21 protein-coding genes and 1 riboswitch are annotated in these 22045 nt (G+C 62.9%); of the genes, 8 read left to right on the top strand and 13 right to left on the bottom strand.

Going from position 1 to position 22045, the window contains the following annotated elements; genetic code table 11:
- The first annotated feature begins 72 nt into the window (after nt 1–72).
- Nucleotides 73–1617, top strand: coding sequence for an exodeoxyribonuclease VII large subunit (gene xseA / locus JL2886_RS04110; RefSeq protein ID WP_065270851.1), 1545 nt, complete (start codon nt 73–75; stop codon nt 1615–1617).
- Nucleotides 1618–1673: 56 nt separating this feature from the next.
- On the opposite strand, the gene JL2886_RS04105 is transcribed toward xseA, so the two are convergent.
- Nucleotides 1674–2063 carry a hypothetical protein gene (locus tag JL2886_RS04105; protein WP_237028416.1) on the bottom strand — a complete coding sequence of 130 codons (390 nt, stop codon included), beginning with the start codon at nt 2061–2063 and terminating at the stop codon, nt 1674–1676.
- Between the two features lie 43 nt (nt 2064–2106).
- Nucleotides 2107–3129 carry an alkane 1-monooxygenase gene (locus tag JL2886_RS04100; RefSeq protein ID WP_065273521.1) on the bottom strand — a complete coding sequence of 341 codons (1023 nt, stop codon included), beginning with the start codon at nt 3127–3129 and terminating at the stop codon, nt 2107–2109.
- A gap of 144 nt (nt 3130–3273) precedes the next feature.
- Here JL2886_RS04100 and JL2886_RS04095 point away from each other — a divergent pair, with 144 nt between their 5' ends.
- The 4 genes from JL2886_RS04095 (at nt 3274) to JL2886_RS04080 (ending at nt 6797) form a co-directional block, all read left to right on the top strand.
- Nucleotides 3274–3918, top strand: coding sequence for a lysoplasmalogenase (locus JL2886_RS04095; RefSeq protein ID WP_065270849.1), 645 nt, complete (start codon nt 3274–3276; stop codon nt 3916–3918).
- 76 nt (nt 3919–3994) lie between these two features.
- A complete protein-coding gene (gene ftsY / locus JL2886_RS04090; protein WP_065270848.1) occupies nt 3995–5170 on the top strand; it encodes a signal recognition particle-docking protein FtsY in 1176 nt (391 codons plus the stop codon).
- A 67-nt stretch (nt 5171–5237) separates the two neighbouring features.
- On the top strand, nt 5238–6140 hold the full coding sequence (locus JL2886_RS04085; protein ID WP_065270847.1) for an EamA family transporter: 903 nt from the start codon (nt 5238–5240) through the stop codon (nt 6138–6140).
- 36 nt (nt 6141–6176) lie between these two features.
- Nucleotides 6177–6797, top strand: a complete 621-nt coding sequence (locus tag JL2886_RS04080) for an inner membrane-spanning protein YciB (RefSeq protein ID WP_065270846.1) — start codon at nt 6177–6179, stop codon at nt 6795–6797.
- Between the two features lie 113 nt (nt 6798–6910).
- Here JL2886_RS04080 and JL2886_RS04075 read toward each other — a convergent pair whose 3' ends face one another.
- The 10 genes from JL2886_RS04075 to JL2886_RS04030 form a co-directional block, all read right to left on the bottom strand.
- Complete coding sequence (locus JL2886_RS04075) at nt 6911–7600, bottom strand: glutathione S-transferase N-terminal domain-containing protein (protein ID WP_065270845.1); 690 nt, start codon at nt 7598–7600, stop codon at nt 6911–6913.
- A gap of 231 nt (nt 7601–7831) precedes the next feature.
- Nucleotides 7832–8671, bottom strand: coding sequence for a 3-keto-5-aminohexanoate cleavage protein (locus tag JL2886_RS04070; protein WP_065270844.1), 840 nt, complete (start codon nt 8669–8671; stop codon nt 7832–7834).
- Complete coding sequence (locus JL2886_RS04065) at nt 8668–9549, bottom strand: intradiol ring-cleavage dioxygenase (protein ID WP_065270843.1); 882 nt, start codon at nt 9547–9549, stop codon at nt 8668–8670. The genes JL2886_RS04070 and JL2886_RS04065 overlap by 4 nt, the downstream gene beginning before the upstream one ends.
- A 9-nt stretch (nt 9550–9558) precedes the next feature.
- Entirely contained in the window at nt 9559–11313 is a 1755-nt protein-coding gene (locus JL2886_RS04060; protein WP_065270842.1) for an FAD-dependent oxidoreductase, read from the bottom strand.
- Nucleotides 11314–11315: 2 nt separating this feature from the next.
- Nucleotides 11316–12371, bottom strand: coding sequence for a branched-chain amino acid ABC transporter permease (locus JL2886_RS04055; protein ID WP_065270841.1), 1056 nt, complete (start codon nt 12369–12371; stop codon nt 11316–11318).
- An 11-nt stretch (nt 12372–12382) separates the two neighbouring features.
- Nucleotides 12383–13246: a branched-chain amino acid ABC transporter permease gene (locus JL2886_RS04050; protein WP_065270840.1), complete on the bottom strand. Its 864-nt coding sequence runs from the start codon at nt 13244–13246 to the stop codon at nt 12383–12385.
- Nucleotides 13243–13950, bottom strand: coding sequence for an ABC transporter ATP-binding protein (locus JL2886_RS04045; protein ID WP_065270839.1), 708 nt, complete (start codon nt 13948–13950; stop codon nt 13243–13245). The genes JL2886_RS04050 and JL2886_RS04045 overlap by 4 nt, the downstream gene beginning before the upstream one ends.
- Nucleotides 13950–14669 (bottom strand): ABC transporter ATP-binding protein, encoded by a 720-nt coding sequence (locus JL2886_RS04040; protein WP_065270838.1) that lies wholly within the window; start codon nt 14667–14669, stop codon nt 13950–13952. Before JL2886_RS04040 ends, JL2886_RS04045 begins: the two co-directional genes overlap by 1 nt.
- Before the next feature lie 95 nt (nt 14670–14764).
- The gene (locus JL2886_RS04035; protein WP_065270837.1) at nt 14765–16039 is read right to left on the bottom strand and encodes an ABC transporter substrate-binding protein; all 1275 of its coding nucleotides are present in this window, start codon (nt 16037–16039) and stop codon (nt 14765–14767) included.
- Between the two features lie 44 nt (nt 16040–16083).
- Complete coding sequence (locus JL2886_RS04030) at nt 16084–17148, bottom strand: maleylacetate reductase (protein WP_065270836.1); 1065 nt, start codon at nt 17146–17148, stop codon at nt 16084–16086.
- A gap of 91 nt (nt 17149–17239) precedes the next feature.
- Between JL2886_RS04030 and JL2886_RS04025 the strand changes: the two genes are divergently transcribed.
- From JL2886_RS04025 to folE2, 3 genes are all read left to right on the top strand, one after another.
- Nucleotides 17240–18190 (top strand): LysR family transcriptional regulator, encoded by a 951-nt coding sequence (locus tag JL2886_RS04025; protein ID WP_065270835.1) that lies wholly within the window; start codon nt 17240–17242, stop codon nt 18188–18190.
- Nucleotides 18191–18422: 232 nt separating this feature from the next.
- A riboswitch (SAM riboswitch) is annotated at nt 18423–18499 on the top strand.
- A 58-nt stretch (nt 18500–18557) separates the two neighbouring features.
- Complete coding sequence (gene metZ / locus JL2886_RS04020; RefSeq protein ID WP_065270834.1) at nt 18558–19760, top strand: O-succinylhomoserine sulfhydrylase; 1203 nt, start codon at nt 18558–18560, stop codon at nt 19758–19760.
- Between the two features lie 183 nt (nt 19761–19943).
- Entirely contained in the window at nt 19944–21047 is a 1104-nt protein-coding gene (folE2, locus tag JL2886_RS04015) for a GTP cyclohydrolase FolE2 (protein WP_065270833.1), read from the top strand.
- 321 nt (nt 21048–21368) lie between these two features.
- Here folE2 and JL2886_RS04010 read toward each other — a convergent pair whose 3' ends face one another.
- Entirely contained in the window at nt 21369–22031 is a 663-nt protein-coding gene (locus JL2886_RS04010) for a hypothetical protein (protein ID WP_065270832.1), read from the bottom strand.
- Nucleotides 22032–22045: the final 14 nt, after the last annotated feature.

Here is a 22045-nt window from a genome sequence, read left to right as displayed (position 1 = left end):
AACAAGAACTGCGTATGATCGCAGGCCTGCCGCCACCTCAACTGCCCAGATAACAGTCCGAAAGATCCGCCGATGTCCGACCTGCTCGACGATCCTACCCCCGGTCAGAACGCGCCGGAATTCACCGTTTCCGAGATCTCGGGCGAGGTGAAACGCACCCTCGAAAGCACCTTTGGCCGGATCCGGGTGCGCGGCGAGGTCGGGCGGGTGTTCAAGGCGCGTTCGGGGCATCTGTACTACGACATCAAGGACGACCGGAACGTGCTGGCCTGTACCACCTGGAAAGGTCAGGTCGCGGGTCTGTCGGTGGTGCCCGAAGAGGGACTGGAGGTGATCGTCACCGGCCGCCTCACGGCCTTCGGGGCGCAGTCCAAGTACAACATGAACGTCGAAGAGGTCGCGGTCGCCGGGCAGGGCGCGCTGATGGCGCTGCTGGAAAAACGCAAAAAACAGCTTGAGGCCGAGGGTTTGTTCGCGCCTGAGCGCAAGAAGCCACTGCCTTATCTGCCGGGAATCATCGGGGTCGTGACCTCGCCTTCGGGGGCGGTGATCCGCGATATCCTGCACCGGCTGCGGGACCGGTTCCCGCGCAAGGTTCTGGTCTGGCCAGTTGCCGTTCAGGGCAGCAATTGCGCCCCGGAGGTGACCCGCGCCATCGAAGGTTTCAACCGCATGACCCCGGGCGGCGCCCTGCCGCGCCCGGATCTGATCATCGTGGCGCGCGGTGGTGGCTCGATCGAGGATCTCTGGGGCTTCAACGAGGAAATCGTGGCCCGGGCAGCGGCGGCCTCGGATATTCCGCTGATCTCTGCCGTGGGGCACGAAACCGACACCACGCTGATTGATTTTGTATCGGACCGTAGGGCGCCGACGCCGACGGCGGCGGCCGAGCTGGCGGTGCCAGTACGGCTGGATCTTCTGGGCTGGAGCGAGAATCAGGGTGCCCGGCTGGCGCGTGCCGCGGGGCAGGCGGTGCAGCTGCGTCGCCAACGCCTGAATGACCTGTCGCGCGCCTTGCCCCGCCCGGAAACCTTGCTGGAAACGCCCCGGCAGCGGCTGGATCAGGCCAGCGATGGATTGCCGCGCGCGCTCACTTCGGTGGTGCAGCGCCGCCGTGTGCAGCTGAGCGAGGCGGCAGCAAGCCTGCGCCCCTCCACCCTGCGGCAGCTTGTGGCGGGGCGGACGGACCGTTTGCGCAACCTGTCATCGCGGCTGTCTTTGCGACCCATCCAGCAGGAAATCCAGCGGCGTCAGGATCGGATCACCCAGTTGGGACAGCGGCTGGACACTGTGCAGCGGCAACGGCTTGACCGGCAGCGGCAACAGCTTTCGGCGGCGGGGCGGCAGCTTGAGATCCTCAGCTACAAGGCAACGCTGGAGCGTGGCTATGCGGTGGTGCGGTCCGGTCAGACCGTCATCACCACCCGCGCCGCGGCCGAAAAAGCGGGGCCATTGGAAATCGAGTTCAAAGACGGACGGCTTGATCTGGGCGGTGCACCTGCGCCAGCCGCAAAGACAGGCGGCGGTGAGGCGTCGGCAGCAAAGCCAAAGGCCAGCAAGCCCAAGGCCAAACCCAAGAGCACCCCGGATGATGGGGAGCAGGGATCGCTGTTCTGATAGCAATTTGATCCTGCCGACCCGTACCTCACTATTCGGCGCGGAGTGAGCGCGCGTCAGACCCCGACGTCGGGGCCGAGGCAGATCATCTCTTCGCCGATATCCTCGGCCTCATAAAGCTCGGTGGCTTCGGGGTCATTCTGGAACCGCGCGCTGAGACCGTTGGGGGTAAGGGAGAACCGCCAGCACTGGGGATCATTGCGGTCCTCATAGAGGAAACAGATCTGATCGGCTTGCTGGTACCAGTGCCCTTCTTGACAGCGGCCATCGAGGAAGGACCAGATGACACGGCGGTTCGGCAGATAGCGTTCTACCCCGTAGGCGGTGCCATCAAAGCCATAGAACAGCGTCTTGCCCCGGGTGTAGCTGTCGAACTCCTCAGCGCCCATCGGCTCAGCGGCTTTGCCCATCCCGGGGACAGCCAGCAAAGCGCAGAGGGGAATCATCAACAAGGTCCGCATGGTGTGAAGTGTGCCAGACAGGCGGGGCTCAGTCCAAGCCTTCGGACCGCTTGCCGCTTAGTTTGGCCAGTTCCCGCCCCATCTTGCGCCGCCAGAGGGAGGGGATCAGCGCAATCGCGCCCATCACGGGCAGGGAATGCGGCAGTGTCGGCATATCGGGCGTGAGCCGCAGTTCGGGGAACCGGCGGGCGGGCACGACGTGGTGGTCGGAATGGCGCGGTGCGTTCAGCATCATCGCCGAAGAATACCAATGCGGTGCGTTCCAGGAATGCTGCGGCCCGACGGGCACCGGGCGGCCCGTGTCACGGGTTTGGCGCAGCAGCCCGTAGTGCTGCACGTAATCGGCCAGAAAGATCTGCATCTGCGCATGGGCTGTGGCAAACAGGAAAAGAATGAGTGCAACGACGCCTCCCGCCAGATAGGCGGCCGCGCAGCACAGCAAGGCGATAACGATATAGGCCAAATAAGGATGGCTGAGGGTCGAAGGGGGGACCTGCTTGCGCTGCCGCGCGGCGTTTTCAGCAGTCAGCCCTGCGCGAAAAGAGCCAATCCAGGCCCGAGGCAGGAACCGGTAAAAGCCTTCGCCGCGCCGGGCCGTATTGGGGTCCTGTGGGGTCGCTACATGCACATGATGCACCTTCAGATGCGCCGAGGCATGGTGCCCGATCAGCATGGTGGCATAGACCAGAACACCGAGGCGGCGCAAAGCCCGGGTTGGGCGGTGGATCAGCTCATGCGCGTTGGGATGTGAGATCTGTCCCATGAACAACCCCTGCGCCAGAACCAGTGGAATCGCACCGTTCCAGCCAATCCGGGGCAGGGATGTGGCCACCGGCAGCAGCAAGGCAAAATGGGCAAGAGCCAACGCGACCTGAAGCGCCTCTGCGCCGCGCGCGCCGGTCTGGTTCTGCGCCCGTTGCCCGATCCGGTCCAGTACCAGCACCAGTACGGACATGGATCCAAGGGCTGCCCAGCTCCAGACCCCGCCCCAGAGGCTGGCAAGCCCGATCAGAACGGGCGGGGTCAGGCTGGCAATGGAAAACCAGAACATGGGGCGGTCCTTGTGCAGGTGCAAAGGGGTGAAGGGGGTGCTTTTCCCTTGGTTACCTTTGACCGAAGCCATCGCCTCGGGCAAGCATGCGGGCATTGACGCGTGGCATCTGCCGCAGCGAGATGAGGCAGGGGAGAGGTCAGGATGGAAACCCTATTGTTGAGTGCCGCAGCGGGCTGCGCGCTGGCCTATCTGTTTTTCACGGCACGCCCCGCAGGGCTGCTGCGCAGTATTCTGAAAACCTCCTCTGTTGCCTTGCTGGCTGTGCTGGCGCTGATTGCCGGGGCACCGGTCCTGCTGGCGCTGGGGCTGCTGCTCTGCGCGCTGGGCGACTATTGCCTGTCCCGCGATGGGGAGGGGGCCTTCATGGCCGGGGTCGGGGCCTTTGCCGCCGGGCATCTGGCTTATGTTGTGCTGTTCCTCAGCACGCCGGGAAGCGATCCCGGGCGGCTCTTGCAGATGTCAGGCCTCCTCATCTTGACCGCTCTGGTCCTTCTGGGCGGCATCATGGTGCGGGTACTTGCGCCGCGCGCAGGGGCGCTGAAGGGCGCGGTGCTGGCCTATATCCCGATCATCCTGTCGATGGGGGCGGCTGCCGCCACCCTGCCCGGGCAGGGCGCGTTGGTCTGGGCGCTGCCTGCTGCCCTTGCCTTTGTCGCATCGGACGTGGTTCTGGCCTTTGAAACCTTCGTACTGCCCGAGGGGCACCGGTTTCGCCGGATTGCCCCCTATGCGGTCTGGCCGCTCTATTGGGGCGCCCAGCTTGGCTTTTGGTATGCATTTTCCTGACCTCAGGGCTGTCATCCGCTTTGCAACCGCGAGCAAACCGCATTAGGTGAGTTACAGACTTACTGCGGAGACCCCGATGGCGTTTTTCACAAAGCTCAAGGACCGGTTGTTCAAATCCTCTTCGAAACTGGAGGATGGGCTGGATGCAATTGTTGCAGAAGGGGCCGACGAGAAGGCCGATGAGAAGGCTTCTGTCGAGAATGCCGCTGCACCTGAAGCCGCGCCTGAGGCCGCACCGCAAGTTTCGGAGCCTGTTGCGGAGGAGGTGCCTACGCCGCAGCCTACCGCGCCTGAACCGAAGCCCGCCGCCCCCAAACCTGTTGCTGAACCAATTCCCGAACCGGAGCCTGAAAAGCCGCAGAAATCGCCGGGGCTGCTGGGGCGGCTCATGGGGCGCGCCGGGGGTACTGCGCCGCGCCGGGTACTGGACGACGATATGCTGGAGCAGCTGGAAGAGCTGCTGATCGCTTCGGACATGGGGGTGGATACGGCCCTGCGGGTCACCGCGAACATGGCTGAAGGCCGGTTCGGAAAACGCCTGTCCACGCAGGAAATCAAGGAGCTGCTCTCGGCCGAGATCGCCCGCGTGATGGAGCCGGTGGCCAAGCCACTGCCGATCTACGCCAAGCGGCCGCAGGTGGTGCTGGTTGTCGGCGTCAACGGATCCGGCAAGACCACCACCATCGGCAAGCTGGCCAGCCAGTTCAAGGCGGCGGGTAAGAACGTGGTGATCGCGGCCGGCGATACCTTCCGCGCCGCGGCGGTGGAACAGCTGCAGGTCTGGGGCGACCGCGCCGGGGTGCCGGTGCTGACCGCGCCCGAAGGATCGGATCCGGCGAGCCTCGCCTTTGATGCTATGACCCGCGCCGAAGCGGACGGGGCGGATCTGTTGCTGATCGACACCGCCGGACGGCTGCAGAACCGCGCCGACCTGATGGAGGAGCTGGCCAAGATCGTGCGGGTGATCCGCAAAAAGGACGAGACCGCGCCGCACAATACGCTTTTGGTGCTGGATGCGACCACTGGCCAGAACGCGCTGAACCAGGTCGACACCTTCCAGAAACTGGCCGATGTTTCGGGGCTGGTGATGACCAAGCTGGACGGCACCGCCAAGGGCGGCGTGCTGGTGGCGCTGGCGGACAAGTTCGGCCTGCCGATCCATGCCATCGGTGTGGGTGAGCAGATCGATGACCTTGCGCCCTTTGATCCGGAAGAATTTGCCGCGGCCCTGACCGGGCTGGACCGATCTTGAGCCGCCGGTTCGTCGGCCGGATGAGGTCCACTGTCCCGGCGCCGTCGCGCCCTGAGGGCCACCGCGGATGAGCGACTGGCTGATCTCGCTGGAGGGCACCGAGGCGGGCCACCAGGCTGCATTAATGCTGGCCTTGATGGCGGCTTTCCTGCACGCGGTCTTTGGTGCACTTCAAAAAGGGCGACACGATCCCTGGCTGTCACGCGGGGCGATTGACGCCTCCTACGGGCTGATGGCAGCGCCGTTCGCGCTTTTCGTCGTGCCCTGGCCCGAGCCGCATATGTGGCCGATCTTTGCCGTGGTCTGGGTCATTCACGTCGCCTACAAGGTGCTGCAAGCGCTGGCCTATACCAAGGGCAGCTATACCGTGGTTTACCCGGTGGTCCGGGGCACAGGGCCGCTGTTCACCGTCATCGGCGCCTATTACCTGTTCTCCGAGACCTTCACGGTGATGCAATGGATGGGCGTTGCGGTGCTGCTCATGGGGATTTTTGGTTTGGCGGCCTATAACTACCGCTATCTGGAAACCAACCGCGACACGCTGATGGTGGCGCTGGGCCTTGCGGTTCTGACGGGGCTGTTTGTGGCGCTTTACACCACCTATGACGCATATGGTATCCGCGCCACCGCGAACCCGTTCACCTTTCTGGCCTGGTTCTTCATGATCGACGGGATCGCCATGCCTCCGGTCGCCTACCTGCGCTGGCGCAAGATGGCAGAGCGCCCGGATCCGGGGCCGCTTTTGGTCCGGGGCGTCTTTGGCGGACTGGTGGCCTTTGCCTCCTTCGGGGCGGTGATGCTGGCGACCCGGCTCGACAAGGTGGGCGAAGCGGCGGTGCTGCGGGAAACCTCGACCGTCTTTGCCGCGCTGATCGGCTGGCTGGTGCTGAAAGAAACCGTGGGGCCGCGGCGTATCGCGCTGATGTCCCTGATCGCGCTGGGCGCGGTGATTGTGGAAGTGGGCGGCTGACGCGGGCCGCCGGAAGACAACCGAACAGGAGCGCCAATGGCTGGCAAGAAAATCAATCCGATCCTGAAGATGGTGCTGGAGTTCGGCCCCATTGTTCTGTTTTTCATCGGCTATCTGAAGCTGAAGGATGAGATCTTTCTGATCGGGGGCGAGGAATACAAGGGTTTCATCCTGGTGACGGCTGCCTTTGTGCCGCTGATGATGATGTCGACTGCTGCCCTGTGGAAACTGACCGGGCACCTGTCGAAGATGCAGCTGGCGACGCTGGTTCTGGTCGTACTGTTCGGCGGGCTGTCGGTCTGGTTCAACGACGAGCGGTTCTTCAAGATGAAGCCGACGATGATCTACCTCTTGTTCGGCGGCTTGCTCGCCGTCGGGCTGATGCGCGGCGAAAGCTGGCTGAAGGTTGTGATGGAAGAAGTCATGCCGATGGAAGAAGCGGGCTGGATGATCCTCACCCGACGGATCTGCGGCTTTTTCCTGGGGCTGGCCGTGGCCAACGAGGTGATCTGGCGGTTCTTCACCACTGACACATGGGTCTATTTCAAGACCTTCGGTCTGCCGGTGGCGATGTTCCTGTTCTTCATGACCCAGGGGCCGCTGCTGCAGAAATACGGTCTTGAGGAAGACGAAGAGGTCGAAGACCCCAAGGCGTAAATTTCCGGGGCGCAGGGCTCCCGCGCCTGTGTGGCGCATCAAGGATGCGCCACAAACAGCCTTGGGCCGGGCAGCGCGCAGGGCGCGCTGCGGTTGGCATCATGAAGGCGCTGTCAGTCCTTGCCGCCAAATAGGATTTCCTGCGCCTTGCTGTCCGAGCGGTCGGCGCGCAGATCGGCGTGGAGGGCACGCCCTGCCACCAAGCCGGGGCGCTGCCACAGAAGGTCCAGCCAGCGGGCCAGATGCGGTTTGTCCTCCAGCGTCTGTTCCTGCCCTTCCCAGAGCGACGCCCAGGGCCAGATCGCCATGTCGGCGATGGTGAATTCATCCCCCGCCACATATTCGTTCTCGACCAGCTGCCGGTCCAGCACGCCATAGAGCCGGGCGACCTCTGACCGGTAACGGTCCTTGGCATAGGGCAGGTCGTCGGGCGCGTATTTCAGGAAGTGATGCGCCTGACCAGCCATCGGGCCAACCCCACCCATCTGCCACATCAGCCATTGATCCACCATTAGGCGGGTCCGTTCGTCGGCGCCGTAAAAGTGCCCGGTCTTGCGGGCAAGATACTGCAGGATGGCGCCGCTTTCGAACAGGGAGAGGGGAGCATCGCCTGGGCCAGCGGGATCGACAATCGCGGGCATGCGGTTGTTGGGGGCTATCTTGAGGAACTCCGGCGCGAATTGATCGCCTTTGCCGATATTGATCAGATGCACCCGATAGGGGAGGTCCATTTCCTCAAGCGCGATAGAGACTTTCCAGCCGTTCGGCGTTGGCCAGTAGTAAAGATCGATCGGTTCCTGCAATGCCCTGTTCCCTTATCCGGTGTCGCCAGTGATTGGCTGCGCCATGTGATCATAGATCGCCCTGGGGCAGCAAGACGACCAGCGGCGCGCGCACAACTCTGTGATCGCAGGCGGCAGCTGTTGGGAGCAGAGGGAGGGGAGGAACGAAAGGCGCGGCACCGAAGAGGACGCCGCAATCAGGACTTCCCCGGTCGGCTTGGGGCGGCCGGGGAAGCTGCGCGCGATGATGCGCTACTGCGCGCCTTGGCGCAGGCCCAGGATCCGGCGCGCGGTGGCGGCATCGGCAACGCTACGGCCATTCTGTTCACAGAGGGCCACCACCCGCTGCACCAGCGCCGCGTTCGAGGGCGCGAGGCGATCCTTGTCGAGCCGGATATTGTCCTCGAGCCCGGTGCGGGCATGCCCGCCCGCGGCCACGGACCATTCATTGAGAACGGATTGGTTTGCCCCGATCCCGGCCGCGCACCAGGGCGCGTCCGCACCGAACAGGCGCTTTACCGTTTCGACGTAGAAATCGAACACCGCCTTGTCTGCAGGCATGGCGTTTTTCACCCCCATGACAAACTGCACATAGGGCGTGTCAGCGATCTGCCCGGCCGCATGCATCTGGGCGGCCTTCAGGATATGGGACAGATCAAAGGCCTCAATCTCGGGCTTGATCTGATGGCTGCGCATTTCGGAAGCAAGCCAGTCGACCAGATCCGGCGGGTTCTCATAGACCCGGTTGGGAAAGTTGTTCGATCCCACCGACAAGGACGCCATGTCCGGTGCAAGCGGCAGCATGCCGCCGCGCGTCTTGCCCGCGCCGGACCGCCCGCCGGTGGAGAACTGGATGATCATCCCCGGGCAGTGCTTTTCGATACCTTCCTTTAGCGCTGCGAACTTGTCCGGATCGCTGGAGGGGGTTTCATCGTCGTTGCGCACGTGGGCGTGCACGATGGCAGCGCCCGCCTCAAAGGCCTCATGGGTGCTTTCGATCTGTTCGCTGACGGTGATCGGCACGGCGGGATTGTTTTCCTTGCGTGGCAAGCTGCCGGTGATTGCCACGCAGATGATGCAGGGCGCCGTCATGATTTCGGCGCCAGGACGAAGTCGTGCACGACCTCGTAATAGGGGCGGTCGAACCCGGCTGCGCTGATCCGGGCGGGATCTTCGATCAGATCGAACTTGGCTAGCAGGCTTTCCTTCACGCCAAAGACCGCGTCGGAGTGGATATAGGGATCATCCGGGTCAAAAATATGGGTGATCAGTGTGTCAAAGCCGTCTGCCTCAAGGATGTAGTGCAGATGCGCGGGCCGGTAGGGGTGACGCCCCAGCTGCGTCAGCATCTGCCCCACCGGGCCATCATCGGGGATCGGATAGTATTTCGGTTTCACCCCTTTGAAATGATAGGTGCCATCGGCCCCGGTGCGGAAGACGCCGCGCAGGTTGAAATCGGGCTGAAGGCCCTTTTGCTGCACGTCGTAGAAACCTTCGTCATTGGCCTGCCAGACGTCGATCTTGGCATTGGCGATGGGTTGGCCATCGGTGCCGGTGATGCGGCCCCTGACCAGCATCGGCTCCCCCTTCTGATCCAGGCAGATATCCGCGCCCATGGGCAGTTCGGGCGCATCCTCGACGTGGAAGGGGCCGAGGACGGTGGATTCCGAGGCGCCGGAGGGTTTGCGGTTGTTGATCGCATCGACCAGCATGGAGACGCCCAGACTGTCAGACAGCAGGATGAACTCCTGGCGCCAGTCGTTGCAGGCGTGGCCCACCTTGGTCAGAAACTGGATCGCCTCGAACCATTCCTCCTGCGTTGGCTCGATCTCCTTCACGGCGGCATGCAGATGCTTTGTCACCACCGCCATGACCTCGGCGAGGCGTTCATTCTTGGCGTTGGCATTGCGGCTGATGACAACCTCTGCCGAGTTTTCTTCGGTGAAATACCCTTGTTCCTGATCGCTCATTGTCGCCTCCTATCGGGCCAGAATGGTTTTGAAGACGCGGGTCAGCTCGGCTTCGGCGTTGTCGGGCGCGCCATCGTGACGCCAGCAGACATGCTGGTCGGGGCGGGTGATGATGCAGCCGCTATCGCCGACCTCGCGGGCGCGGGCCCAGTCGCCGGTGTAATCCATGTATTCCTGACGCGGGCCGATGACATGGGCGTTGAGCGTGATGCCGAACTCCTTGGCGATCTTGCTGGCCGCTTCGACCCAGGCTTCGCCGCCAAGGCCGGTAAAGATGGTGAAGGCACCGCCGCCCGCCAGATCAAGGGTGGAATGCTTCTGACCTGCCGCGTCGAACAACCAGGCATGGGGAATGCGTGCCCCGGGCCACGTGGTCGGCTGGTAGTGCAGGTCGGCATCCAGTTTGAAATCCGGCTCGATCTGACCATCGGTCACGGTCGCATCTGACCGGTAACGTTGGTTCATCTCGACACCATGGGCATCGAACTCGTACTTCTTGAAGGCGATGGCCTTGTTCAGCGCCTCGCGCTGGGCCTCGGCTTCGGGGGTGGAGTCACAGCGGGCGTCCATGTTGGCTTTGATCTTGGTAATGTCGGTGCCGCCGGTCATGCCAAGGGCCTCGAAGATGGGACCGAATTCGCCGATGGACTGGTTGGCGCGGGTGACGATCTGCTTGGCGACCGGGGCGCGCTCTTCGGAATAGGTTTCCAACAGCCGTTCCCCGGCCTGACCTTTGACCACCGCGGCAAGTTTCCACGCCAGGTTGAAGGCATCCTGGATCGAGGTGTTGGAGCCCAGACCGTTCGACGGCGGGTGGCGGTGGGCGGCGTCGCCCATGATGAAGACACGTCCGCGCGACATCCGGGTGGCGTAGGTGTCGTTCACCGTCCAGGTGTTGGCACTGAGCAATTCGATCTCAAGCTCGGGATCGCCCACCAACTGCCGGGCCACATCCGTCGCCATGGCCTCATCCACGTTGGGGGCGGGCTCGTTGATGTCATAGCCCCAGACGATCAGCCATTCGTTCCAAGGACGCACACAGCGCACCAGTCCCATGCCGATGCCGCCGACATCCGCGCCGGGCTGCATCACCCAGTAAAGGACCGAAGGACGATGGGCGACGTATTTCGACAGATCCGCCCGGAACACGATGTTCATCGAGCCGCCGACGCCCATCTGGCCTTCGAAGGGCAGGTTTTCATTCTCGGCCACCAGCGAATTGCCACCATCGGCGCCGATCAGATATTTCGATCGGATCGTCAGCTCTTGCCCGGTCATCCGGTCATAGCAGGTGGTGGTGACACCTTCAGCGTCCTGCACGTGGCTTTTGTACTCGGTGCTCATCCGCGCCCGGGTGCCGCGTTTGCAGGCAGTCTTGAAGAGGATCGGCTCCATAAAGGTCTGCGGCAGATCGTTCATGAAGGTCGGCGAGGAGAGCATGTGCTCGGCCTTGGACAGGGGATGGGTGCCCCAGGATTTCATCCGGCCGATTTCCTCACCGGCGAGGCTTTCGCAAAAGACGTTCTCGCCCATGATGCTCTGGTCCATCGCGTTGAGGTAGACCTCGTCTTCGACCTCTTTGCCCAGATCGCGCAGGACCTCCATCGTGCGCTGGTTGGTGATATGGGCGCGCGGGGTATTGGCTAGCCAGTGATAGCGGTTGATCGCGACATTCTCGATGCCATAGCTCGACAACAGTGCCGCCGCGACCGACCCTGCAGGCCCGGTGCCGATGATCAGAACCTCTGTGGTGATGTCAGCCATGTTTATTCCTCCGATGGTGATAGTTTGCCGCCCCGCAGGGTTCGGCGAATTGGGAAAAGGTGCAGCCCTGTGCGCTCGGAGATCAGTCCCCAGAGCCCACGCGGGGCGATCAGCATGATGGCAATGGCCAGAAGGCCCAGCGTCAGCAGGTACCAGCTGCCGAAATCGGCCAGCAGGGATTGCAGCGCAAAGAAAATGAGTACGCCTAGGATCGGACCTTCGATGGTGCCGATGCCGCCGATCACCACGATGAACAGCACATAGGCGGTCCAGTCGGTGACGCTGAAGGCGGCGTCGGGCGAAATCCGGGCTTTTTGCAGGTAGATCAGCGCCCCGGTGAGGCCGGTGCCAAAGGCCGAGGTCAGGAACACCACCAGCTTCATGCGTCCGGCGTCGACGCCAACGGATTTGGCCGCTTCGGTGTTGTCACGTACCGCAGCGAGGGCCAGCCCGTTCTTGCTGCGCAGCAGCCAGTAGATGCCGCCGATCGTCGCCAGCGCCAGCACCAGCGCCAGCCAATAGGCAAGGATATCGCGCGCCGCAGCGGAGCGCACGTCCAGCACCTCTTCGATCATCTCGACCAGCCACATGTCGCGGGTGGCGCTGCGCGGCAGTGAGGTGCCGGTGCCGCCGCCAAGCGTCTTCCACTGGGCGACGCTGAGGCGGACAACCTCGGCGATGACCCATGTCCCAATGGCGAAATAGGCGCCGTTCAGGCGGAAGGCGAAGAACGCGGTGGGCACCGCAATCACCAGCGCCGCGATGCCGCCCAAGAGGATGGCCGAGACCGGATCAAGCCCCCAAAGGATCACGCCGCCAAACAGCGCATAGGCGCCCATGCCGACGAATGCCTGCTGACCGATGCTGACGAGACCGCCATAGCCCGCCAGAAGGTTCCAGAACTGCGCCAGCACCAGCATCGTCAGGATGAAAAACATGTCCTGAATGGTTCCGCGCCCGGCAAAGAAGGGCAGGGCCGCCAAGATCAGCGTGCCGCCAAGGCCAAGGATTGCCGCGATGCGCGAGACTGGGGTTCGGGTGGATACAGTATATGTCATGTCTGCCCCCTTTAGTCGTGTGCCCGGGGGAACAGTCCCCGCGGTTTGATCAGCAGCACCAGAAGGAAGGCGACATGCCCGGCCAGGATTTGCCATTCCGGGGTGATCGCGGCCCCGAGGGTCTGCGCCACACCGATGATGATGCCGCCCGCCAGCGTGCCCCAGAGAGAGCCAAGCCCGCCGATGATCACCGCCTCGAAGGCATAGATCAGCCGGGCCGGTCCGATGTTGGGGTCGAAGTTGGCGCGCAGGCCCAGGTAAAGGGCGGCGATGGTGACGATGATCAATGCGATCCCGGTCGCGGTCGCAAAGATGTTTGCGGGCTTGATCCCCATCAGGCTGGCCGTGGTCGGATCATCCGAGGTGGCGCGGAAGGCGCGCCCCAGTTCGGTCCGGTAGAACAACTGGTTCAGCCCGACGATGACCAGAACGGCAGAGGCAAAGGTCAGCAGCGGCATCACGCCAAGCGAGATCGGCCCCATCTGCACCGATGCCGTGGTCAGCGCGTTGGGCGGCAGGCGCTGGCTGTCGGCGGAGAAGACTTCCAAGAGCGCGTTTTGCAGCGCAATCGATAGACCAAAGGTGATCAGCAGCGGCGGCAGGATGTCATCGCCCAGCGTCCGGTTCAGCAGGAACTTCTGCAAGGCCCAGCCAAGGAGGAACATCACCGGCATGGCAATGAGCAGCGCGAGAAAGGGAGAGATCCCGAGCAGCGTCACCAGCAACAGGATCAGGTAGGCGCCCATCACGATCAGATCGCCATGCGCGAGGTTCACCAGCCGCATGATGCCGAACACCAGGCTCAGCCCGGCGGCAAAAAGGGCATAAAGGCCACCCAGAAGGATGCCTTGGATTATCGTGTCGATCCAGATCATGCGGCTGCTCCGAAATAGGCGTCGTGGATGGCCTCGCGGCTGAGGCTCTCGGGGGTGCCGGACAGGGTGATGCGACCTTCCATCATGCAGTAGACGCGGTCGGCGACGGCCATGGCCTGGGCGATGTCCTGTTCCACCACCACCAGCGAGGCGCCCGCCGCCTTGATCGCCGGGACGGCGGCGTAGATGTCCTTGATCACCACCGGGGCAAGGCCAAGGCTGATCTCATCACACAAGAGAACCCGCGGGTTGCTCATCAGGGCGCGGCCGATGGCGACCATCTGCTGTTGCCCGCCCGACAGGGCCGTGCCGGGGCTGTTGCGGCGCTCCCGCAGGATGGGGAACAGATCGTAGACGGTGTTTAGCGTCCAGTGGCCGCTTTTCTTGCGCCCGTAGGTCCCGATCAGGAGGTTCTCCTCGACCGAGAGAGAGGGGAACAGCTTGCGCCCCTCGGGCACCATGGCGACGCCCTGCGCCATGATTTCATCAGCGGGCTGCGCGCCAACGGGGCGGCCATCGTAGGTGACCGCCTCGGCCGCATTGCGCAGCACCCCGGCAATCGAGCGCATCAGTGTCGTCTTGCCCGCGCCATTGGCGCCGATGATGGCCACGGTTTCCGCCTCTTCAAGGGTGATATCCACCCCGAACAGGGCTTGAAAATCACCGTAGTGGGCGGTCAGGTTATGGGTTTCCAGCAATGACATCAGACTTCGATCCCCAGATAGATTTGCTGCACTTCGCGGCTGGCCATGATGGCGTCGGGGTCACCCAGACCGATGACCTTGCCGAAATCGAGCACCAGCAGGCGCTCCACCACCGAGGTGAGCGCGTGCAGGACATGCTCGATCCAGATGATCGTCACGCCCTGCGCGTGGATGTCCCGGATGGTACCGATCAGCGACTGGCACTCGGCCTCGGTCAGGCCGCCTGCGATTTCGTCCAGCAGCAACAGTTTGGGCTGGGTCGCCATGGCGCGGGCCAGTTCCAGACGCTTGCGCTCCAGCAGCGACAACTGTCCGGCCGGGGTGTTGGCACGCCGGATCATCTCCGTGCGTTCCAGGATATCGGCGCAATCGTCCCGCACGGCGGCCTCACCCAGGCGGCGGCCATGGGTGGCGGCGACCAGAAGGTTTTCGTAGACGGTCAGTTTTTCGAACGGCTGCGGGATCTGGAAGGAACGCCCGATTCCCGCCATGCAGCGGTCCATTGCCGAGGTGCGGGTGACGTCGCGCCCTTCGAAATTGATGGTGCCAGAATTGGCGGTCAGGTTGCCGGTGATCAGGTTGAACAGCGTCGATTTCCCGGCGCCATTGGGGCCGATGATACCCAGCGCCTGGCCCTGTGGCACCTCGAAGGTGACATCGTCGGTCACGGTCAGGGCGCCAAAGCTTTTTGAAACCGATTGGAGAGAGAGGATCGACATGAAAGGTCCTTTGCCAGTCCGCAGGACGGGGTGTGAAAAGGCCGGGGGAGGGCGCGGGTCCTACGTGCAGCAGGACCCGCAAGGGCAGGATGGGATCAGGAAATCTCTTCCATCTTGCCGCCGGTCGGGATCTCCGGGTGATCGGAGTTGTCCACCACCACGAGATCATAGCTGCCATCGTCCTGAAGCCGCCACTGACCGCCCACAAGCGGGGTTTTGGCGACATTCGCGGCGGCGAACGGCGGCAGGCCCTTGCCGTCGAATGCGATGCGTCCGACCATCGAATCCAGCTGCGTTGCGGCGATCGCGGCTGCAACTTCATCCGGGTCGCGGCTGTCTTCGACGCGACCCATGACACTGGCCGCCATTTCGAACAGCGCGTGCACGAAACCGATGGGCTGGGTCCACTGCTTGCCCGTCGCCTGGCTATAGCCTGCGGCCAGATCGGCAGCGGATTGCCCGGTCAGGGAGGAAGAGAACGGATGGTTCGGTGACCACCAGACCTCGGAGGACAGGTTGTGCCCCTGATCGCCCAGAGCCTCGACCGCCTGCGGGAATAGGATGGCCTTGCCGATGCTTGCGGCCTTGGGGGTGAAGCCCTGCTGTTTGGCCTGTGTCCAGAAGGTGGTGAAATCCGGCGGGATCGGCACGCCGGTGACGATTTCAGCATTTGCCGCCTTGAAGGCATTGATCTGGGCGCTGAAGTCATCGGTGAGGTTCTGGTAGCGGCCGGTGTCGGTCAGCTTATACCCTTGGGCGTCCAGCACTGGCGGGAAGCCCACGTTGGGATCGCCCCAGGCGTTGCCATCGCCATCGTTGGGGAAGATCGCGCCAACCGATTTATTGGTGTCGAGCTGGTTCCACATTGCCGTGAAGGTGGAAATCACGTCTTCCAGTCCCCAGAAGAAATGGAAGCTGAAATCAAACGGCCGCCAACTGCCGGGATCGCCCGGGTTGCCTTGCTGACCGATGAAATAGGGTTGCCACGGGGCCACGGTGGAGATCACCGGGATTTCCTCGGCCTCGCAGGTGGTGGCGACCGGATTGGTCGTCTCGGGGGTAGAGGCGACGAGCATCATGTCGATCTCGTCGTCGATGATCAGTTCCTTGGCGACCTCTGCAGCGCGGTTGGGGTTGGACTGGCTGTCCTTGACGATCACTTCGAAGTTGCTGCCTGCATCCGAGGCTAGAAAACCCTCGATGATGAACCGGTCGGCGTCCGAAAATGCGGCCAGCGGGCCGGATTGCGGGCTGACATAGCCCAGCCGGATCTTGGCATCCCGGGCCAGAGCTGGTGCCGCCAGCCCCCCGGCAGCAAGCGTGAGGCCGGTGGCGGCGGTGGATTTGAGCAGTTTACGGCGTGTAATCATGATGTCCTCCCTGACGTCATCAAAAGTGTTCGCGAAGCCCCGGTTCAGTGGGCGGGTGGTGTTCCCGCCCAGGCCGCCTGCAACAGCGCGCGGATATCGTCGCGCGTGACAGGCTGCGGATTGGGGTAGGGTTTGGTGGTGGCCAGTTCGGCGGCGCGGTCCAGGTCTTCCTCCTTCAGACCCAGATCGCGCAGTGCCAGCGGCGCCCCCAGTTTTTGTGCAAAATCATACAAGGCGCGCCCGGCATTCTCGCCGCCCAGAAGATCGCAGATCGGCAGCAGTTCGGTCGCTGCCGCGCGGGCGTTATAGGCAATGGCATGGGGCAGAACGATTGCGTGGGTTTCGGCGTGGGGCAGGTCGAATGAGCCGCCCAGCGTGTGGCACAGCTTGTGATGCAGGGCCATGCCGACCTGGCCTAGCACCGTGCCACAGGCCCATGCGCCGCGCTGCGTCTCGGCGCGGGCTGCGAGATCCGTAGGCGCGGCCAGAACGCGGGGCAGACCGCCGACGAAGGCCTTCAGCCCGTCGATGGCCAAATGCACCGTCTTTTCGGTGCGGTCGCGCGCATAAAGCGCCTCGGCTGCATGCGCCATGGCGTTAAGCGCCGAGGTCACGGTCATGGCAACCGGCAGCGTTGCGACGCGCTCGGGATCATAGAGGATGACTTCGGGCAGCACCTCGGGGTGGCTCAGCGTCGTCTTGATGCCGTTCTCGGTCTGGCCGAGGATCGGCGTCGCTTCACTGCCGGCGTAGGTGGTCGGGATCACGATCTGCGGCAGGCCTGTGCGATAGGCGATTGCCTTGCCCAGCCCGATGGTCGAGCCGCCGCCGATTGAGATGATGCAGTCCGCTGCGACCTCTTTGGCGTGGGCCATGGCCGCTTCGGTGACGGTGACGGGGGTGTGCATCGCCGCCTGACAGAAAACGCCAGCGGCCAGTTCGCCCAGTGTTTCGGCCATTTCCAGCGCTGCGTCGGATTGCTGAGGGGTGGACAGAACCAGGGCGTTCTTCGCGCCCAGCCGCTGAGTCTCTGCGACAAGGATGTCCTTCACCCCAGCCTGGAATACAACGCGCACACCATCTGTTGCGGTTTCTGCCTCTTGTGTCATTTCAGACCTTTCTCCTCCGGTTGTGCCGGACGTTAAACCTCAGTGAATGGTCTGTTGATCGAGATTACGGCATTTAATATACCACGATGTTATGTACATCGATCCCAATCACCTGCGCATCCTGGCAGCGATCGTCGACTCGGGCGGGCTAAGTGAAGGCGCGGCCGCGCTAAACAAGTCCCAGCCCAGCCTGTCGCGCACGGTTGCGATGCTGGAGTCGCGGCTCGGTTCACGATTATTTGAAAAGGGTATCCGGCCGCTGCGGCCGACCGAGCTGTGTCTGTCGCTGGCCGAACAGGGCCGGGTGATCGGTCAGGCAAGTGAGGCGGCGCGCATCGCAGCCGAGCTTTATTCAGGGGGCAAGGCGGGCACTGCGCGGATCGCCGGGACGCCCATCTTCATGGATGGAGTGATCTCCTACATGATCGCGTCGTTCCAATCTGCTTTCCCAGATGTGGCGATTCAGCAAAGCTATGGCTATTTCGCGGAGCTGTCTGAACAGCTGAAGACGGGGAACATCGATCTGGCGATCTGCCCGATGCGCGGCGATGACATCCCGGAAGAGCTGTCGTTTGAACCGATCCTGCGTGGCCGCAACGTGATTGCCTGCGCGCCGTCGCACCCATTGGCGCGTAAATCCACGTTTCGATTGGAAGATATCGCCCAATACCCTTGGATCGCCCCCCCGGCGGGCAGTCCCCTTTATGCGGACCTGAAAAACGCGCTGGAGATCGTAGGCATCACCGATTTCCGCGTCAGTTTTACTGGCGGCTCGCTGGCGGCGATCCTGCGCATCATGTCCGGATCGGATGCGCTGACGGTGCTGCCTTATTCAGTGGTGTTCATGCAGCGACCGTCCAATATGGTCACAGCGCTGCCGGTGAAGCTTGAGCACCCGGACCGGCAACTGGGTTTGCTCTGGCGCAACGACCGCCCGGTGCGCCCCGCGGTGTCCCGGTTTCAGAAGTTCCTCAAGGGTGAGTTTTCCGGTCTGGCCGACAGGATCGACGTTCGCGGCCGCGAAGCCGTCTGGAGACGGTGACACCTGCCTGTGTGGGCGGCACGCGAGTGCGAGGCCTGCTCAATCTGACCAGGGGCGGTGCATTTGGACTTGCGCAGTTGCGGCGGCCTGCGTTAAGGCGCAAGCCTTACCGGTCGTCTGGGGTCGCCCCAATCGAACTGCTGGTGAGAGGGGCAGGGTCGCGGCAAAGACCCCATGAAAGAAATCGGTTAATTCTCCGGTTTCTGTCCCGCCGAATTTCTGAGGTTTGCCATCTTGGACGTGTGGGATTTGTTACCGGATTGCGGGCCACGTTAAACACACCGCTAAAGAGGTCAGGACGCAAAGGAACCCCTTTCGCTTGGCCGGATGGGGTTTTTTATTGCGCCGACGTGCAGGAGTGTGTGCCATGAACGACACGAAAGACAGCAACTGGAACAGCCGCACCAAACTGGTGCACGGCGGCACCCGCCGCAGCCAATGGGGCGAGGTGAGCGAAGCGATCTTCCTGACTCAGGGCTTTGTCTATGACAGCGCCGAGCAGGCCGAGGCCCGGTTCATCGAAACCGGCCCGGATGAGTTCATCTATGCCCGCTATGGCAACCCGACCGTGGCGATGTTCGAAGAGCGGATCGCCGCGCTTGAGGGCGCCGAGGATGCCTTTGCCACCGCTTCTGGCATGGCAGCGGTCAATGGCGCGCTGACCTCGCTTCTTAAGGCGGGCGATCACGTTGTTTCGGCGCGGGCGCTGTTTGGCTCTTGCCTTTATATCCTTGAAAACATCCTGACCCGCTTCGGAGTCGAAGTGACATCCGTCGATGGAACCGATCTGGAGCAATGGCGCGCTGCGGTACGACCGGACACCAAGGCGGTATTCTTTGAATCCATGTCGAACCCGACGCTGGAAGTGATCGACGTGGCTGCGGTCGCGGAAATCGCCCATGCCGTCGGCGCGACGGTAGTGGTGGACAACGTGTTCTCTACGCCGGTCTTCTCTGACGCCATCGCACAAGGCGCGGATGTGGTGGTCTACTCGGCCACCAAACATATCGACGGTCAGGGCCGGGTTCTGGGCGGTGTCATCCTTGGCACACGCGATTTCATCCGCGGCACGGTTGAGCCCTATATGAAGCACACCGGCGGTTCCCTTAGCCCGTTCAACGCCTGGACGCTGCTAAAGGGGCTGGAGACGATTTCCCTGCGGGTGAATGCACAGGCCGAAACGGCGCTGCAGATTGCGACTGCCCTTCAGGGGCATCCGAAGCTGGCGCGCACGATCTATCCCGGCCTAGCCGATCATGCTCAGAACGCGCTGGTGCAGCGGCAATTGGGCGGTAAGGGCGGAACGGTCCTGTCGCTGGATCTGAAGGGTGGCAAGGAGGCGGCCTTTGCCTTCCTGAACGCCCTGACGATTCCGGTGATTTCCAACAATCTCGGCGATGCGAAATCCATCGCAACCCATCCGGCCACCACCACCCACCAGCGGCTGCCCGATGATCAGAAGGTGGCGCTGGGCATCACGCCGGGTCTGGTGCGCTTCTCGGTTGGGCTTGAGGATCCGGAGGATCTGATTGCGGATCTGACGCAGGCATTGGACGCCTGCGGCGGCTGAAGTCTTGGGGGCGCTGTGGCCCGCGTTGTTCGCGGGCCCGGGCGGGCTTACTTGTGGTGCGGGGTCAGTTCCGGGCCGGAACCTGCCGTATTTGTCTGATCCATTTTGTGTTTTCCCGCGTAACAGAGTAATACTGAACATCGCTGCGCCCCGGGGCGTAGCAGCAGCGGAGGAAGTGGTCGTATGAATATCCATATGCGCGGCGTGGACGAGACACCGGACCGGACCGAGGCAGAGGCGGCTCTTGAGACGCTTCGCCAATGGGCCGCGACAGCCACCCAGACGGAAATTGCGCAGCTTGACCCAGCCGTTGCCCGGCTTCTGCCAGAGCGGGCGGTGCAGAACTACCCCGATCTGTCGCGCAACTACCCCGAGGATTTTGTGGCGGATGAGGGCTATCGCGCCACATTGCCCGACCTGCAGAACGGCCCTTCCAGCCTGATCCGCGGCGCCAATGAGCAGATCCAGCATGTGGGCATCTCCAACTTCCGCCTGCCGATTCGCTTTCACACACGGGACAATGGCGATCTGACGCTGGAAACCAGCGTGACTGGCACCGTCAGCCTTGAGGCCGACAAGAAGGGCATCAACATGTCCCGGATCATGCGGTCCTTTTACAAACACGCAGAAAAGACCTTTAGCTTTGAGGTGATCGAGGCCGCGCTTGAGGATTACCTCAGTGATCTCGGCAGCATGGACGCGCGCATCCAGATGCGGTTCTCCTTCCCGGTGAAGATCGACAGCCTGCGTTCGGGCCTGTCGGGCTATCAATATTACGATATCGCGCTGGAGCTGGTGGATCGGGATGGGGTGCGCAACAAGATCGTGCATCTGGACTATGTCTATTCCTCAACCTGCCCCTGTTCGCTGGAATTGTCGGAACACGCGCGCCAGTCGCGCGGGCAACTGGCAACCCCGCATTCGCAGCGGTCGGTGGCGCGGCTGTCGGTGCAGATCGACCCCGAGGCCCCCTGCCTGTGGTTCGAGGATCTGATCGATCATTGTCGCCGCGCGGTGCCCACCGAGACTCAGGTCATGGTCAAGCGCGAGGACGAACAGGCCTTTGCCGAACTGAACGCTGCCAACCCGATCTTTGTCGAGGATGCTGCGCGCCTGTTCTGCGAAGCCCTGCAAAGCGATCCGCGCATTGGCGATTTTCGCGTGGTGGCCAGCCATCAGGAAAGCCTGCACAGCCACGATGCTGTCAGCGTGCTGACCCAAGGGCCACTGTTTGCCGAAACCAGCCTTGATCCGGGTCTGTTCTCGACCCTGATCCATCGGGGGTAACAGGTTGGCAGCGGCGCACGTTGCGCCGCCTCCTGCCTGTTCCGGTATCACTCAAGCACGAATTTCCGCGGCAATGCCGCATTTTTTGCTGCGTTGCCGCATTCTCGTGTTAGCCTTCCATCAGGTCCGGACCCTGATGGCTACGGAATCCTTCTGCTGGCCAGATATCAATGCCGGATCTCTTTGATGTAAGGAGTTCCCGATGTTCTTTTCGCCCATCCTCCAAGATCAGCCTGCAACGCTGCCGCAATGGGTCGGCTATTCCGCCGGGACACAGTTGCGATGCTGGCGTGCGATGACGGCGCTGGCGGTTCAGGCGCCTTATGAACAGATACGCCTGACGCATGTACTGATGACCGCCGGAACGGCGGTGTTCAGACCGGCTGCTGTTGCTGCTCCGGCCCCGGCGCCGCAAAAAGCGAAAACACCTGCGAAACGGGCAACCGGCGAACGTTCGGCCGCCAAAACCAAGACCCCTGCGCGGCGTCCGGCACGCAAAAGTAAAGCCGCCCCGGCGGCCAGGACTACGGCGCGCAAATCGCCTGCTGCCAAACCTGCCTCAGAGAAACCGGTCGCGGCCAGACCCGCAACGCCCAAGGCGGCTGCCACCACAGCGACTGCGAGTAAGACTGAGAACAAGGCAGTGGCCCGCAAGGCGACGACAACCAAGCCTGCGGCGACAACGCCTAAGTCGATAGCGGCAAAGACGACCGCGCCCAAAACATCGCCTGCTAAGCCTGCACAGGTGACACTAACACCCACCAAGACCGCAGCAGCAAAACCCGCACAGGCAAAAGCTTCCCCTACGAAACCTTCCTCGGCCAAACCGGCAGCAACAAAGCCCGCAGCGGTCACAGCTGCGGCCAAGGCGACAGCCAAGCCGTCCGCTGCGGCATCCACTCCGCCACAGGCGAATAAGGCTGAAGCCACCACAGCGGCACCGGCACAATCCACCGCGTCCAAGGCAAAACGCGCGCCGTCCAAGCCTCCGGCGCTGC

This window comes from Phaeobacter gallaeciensis (genome assembly GCF_001678945.1).
Taxonomy (GTDB): Bacteria; Pseudomonadota; Alphaproteobacteria; order Rhodobacterales; family Rhodobacteraceae; genus Phycobacter; species Phycobacter gallaeciensis_A.
Note: the sequence above shows the minus strand (reverse complement) of the source record. Positions and strands in the feature narration are given on the sequence as shown.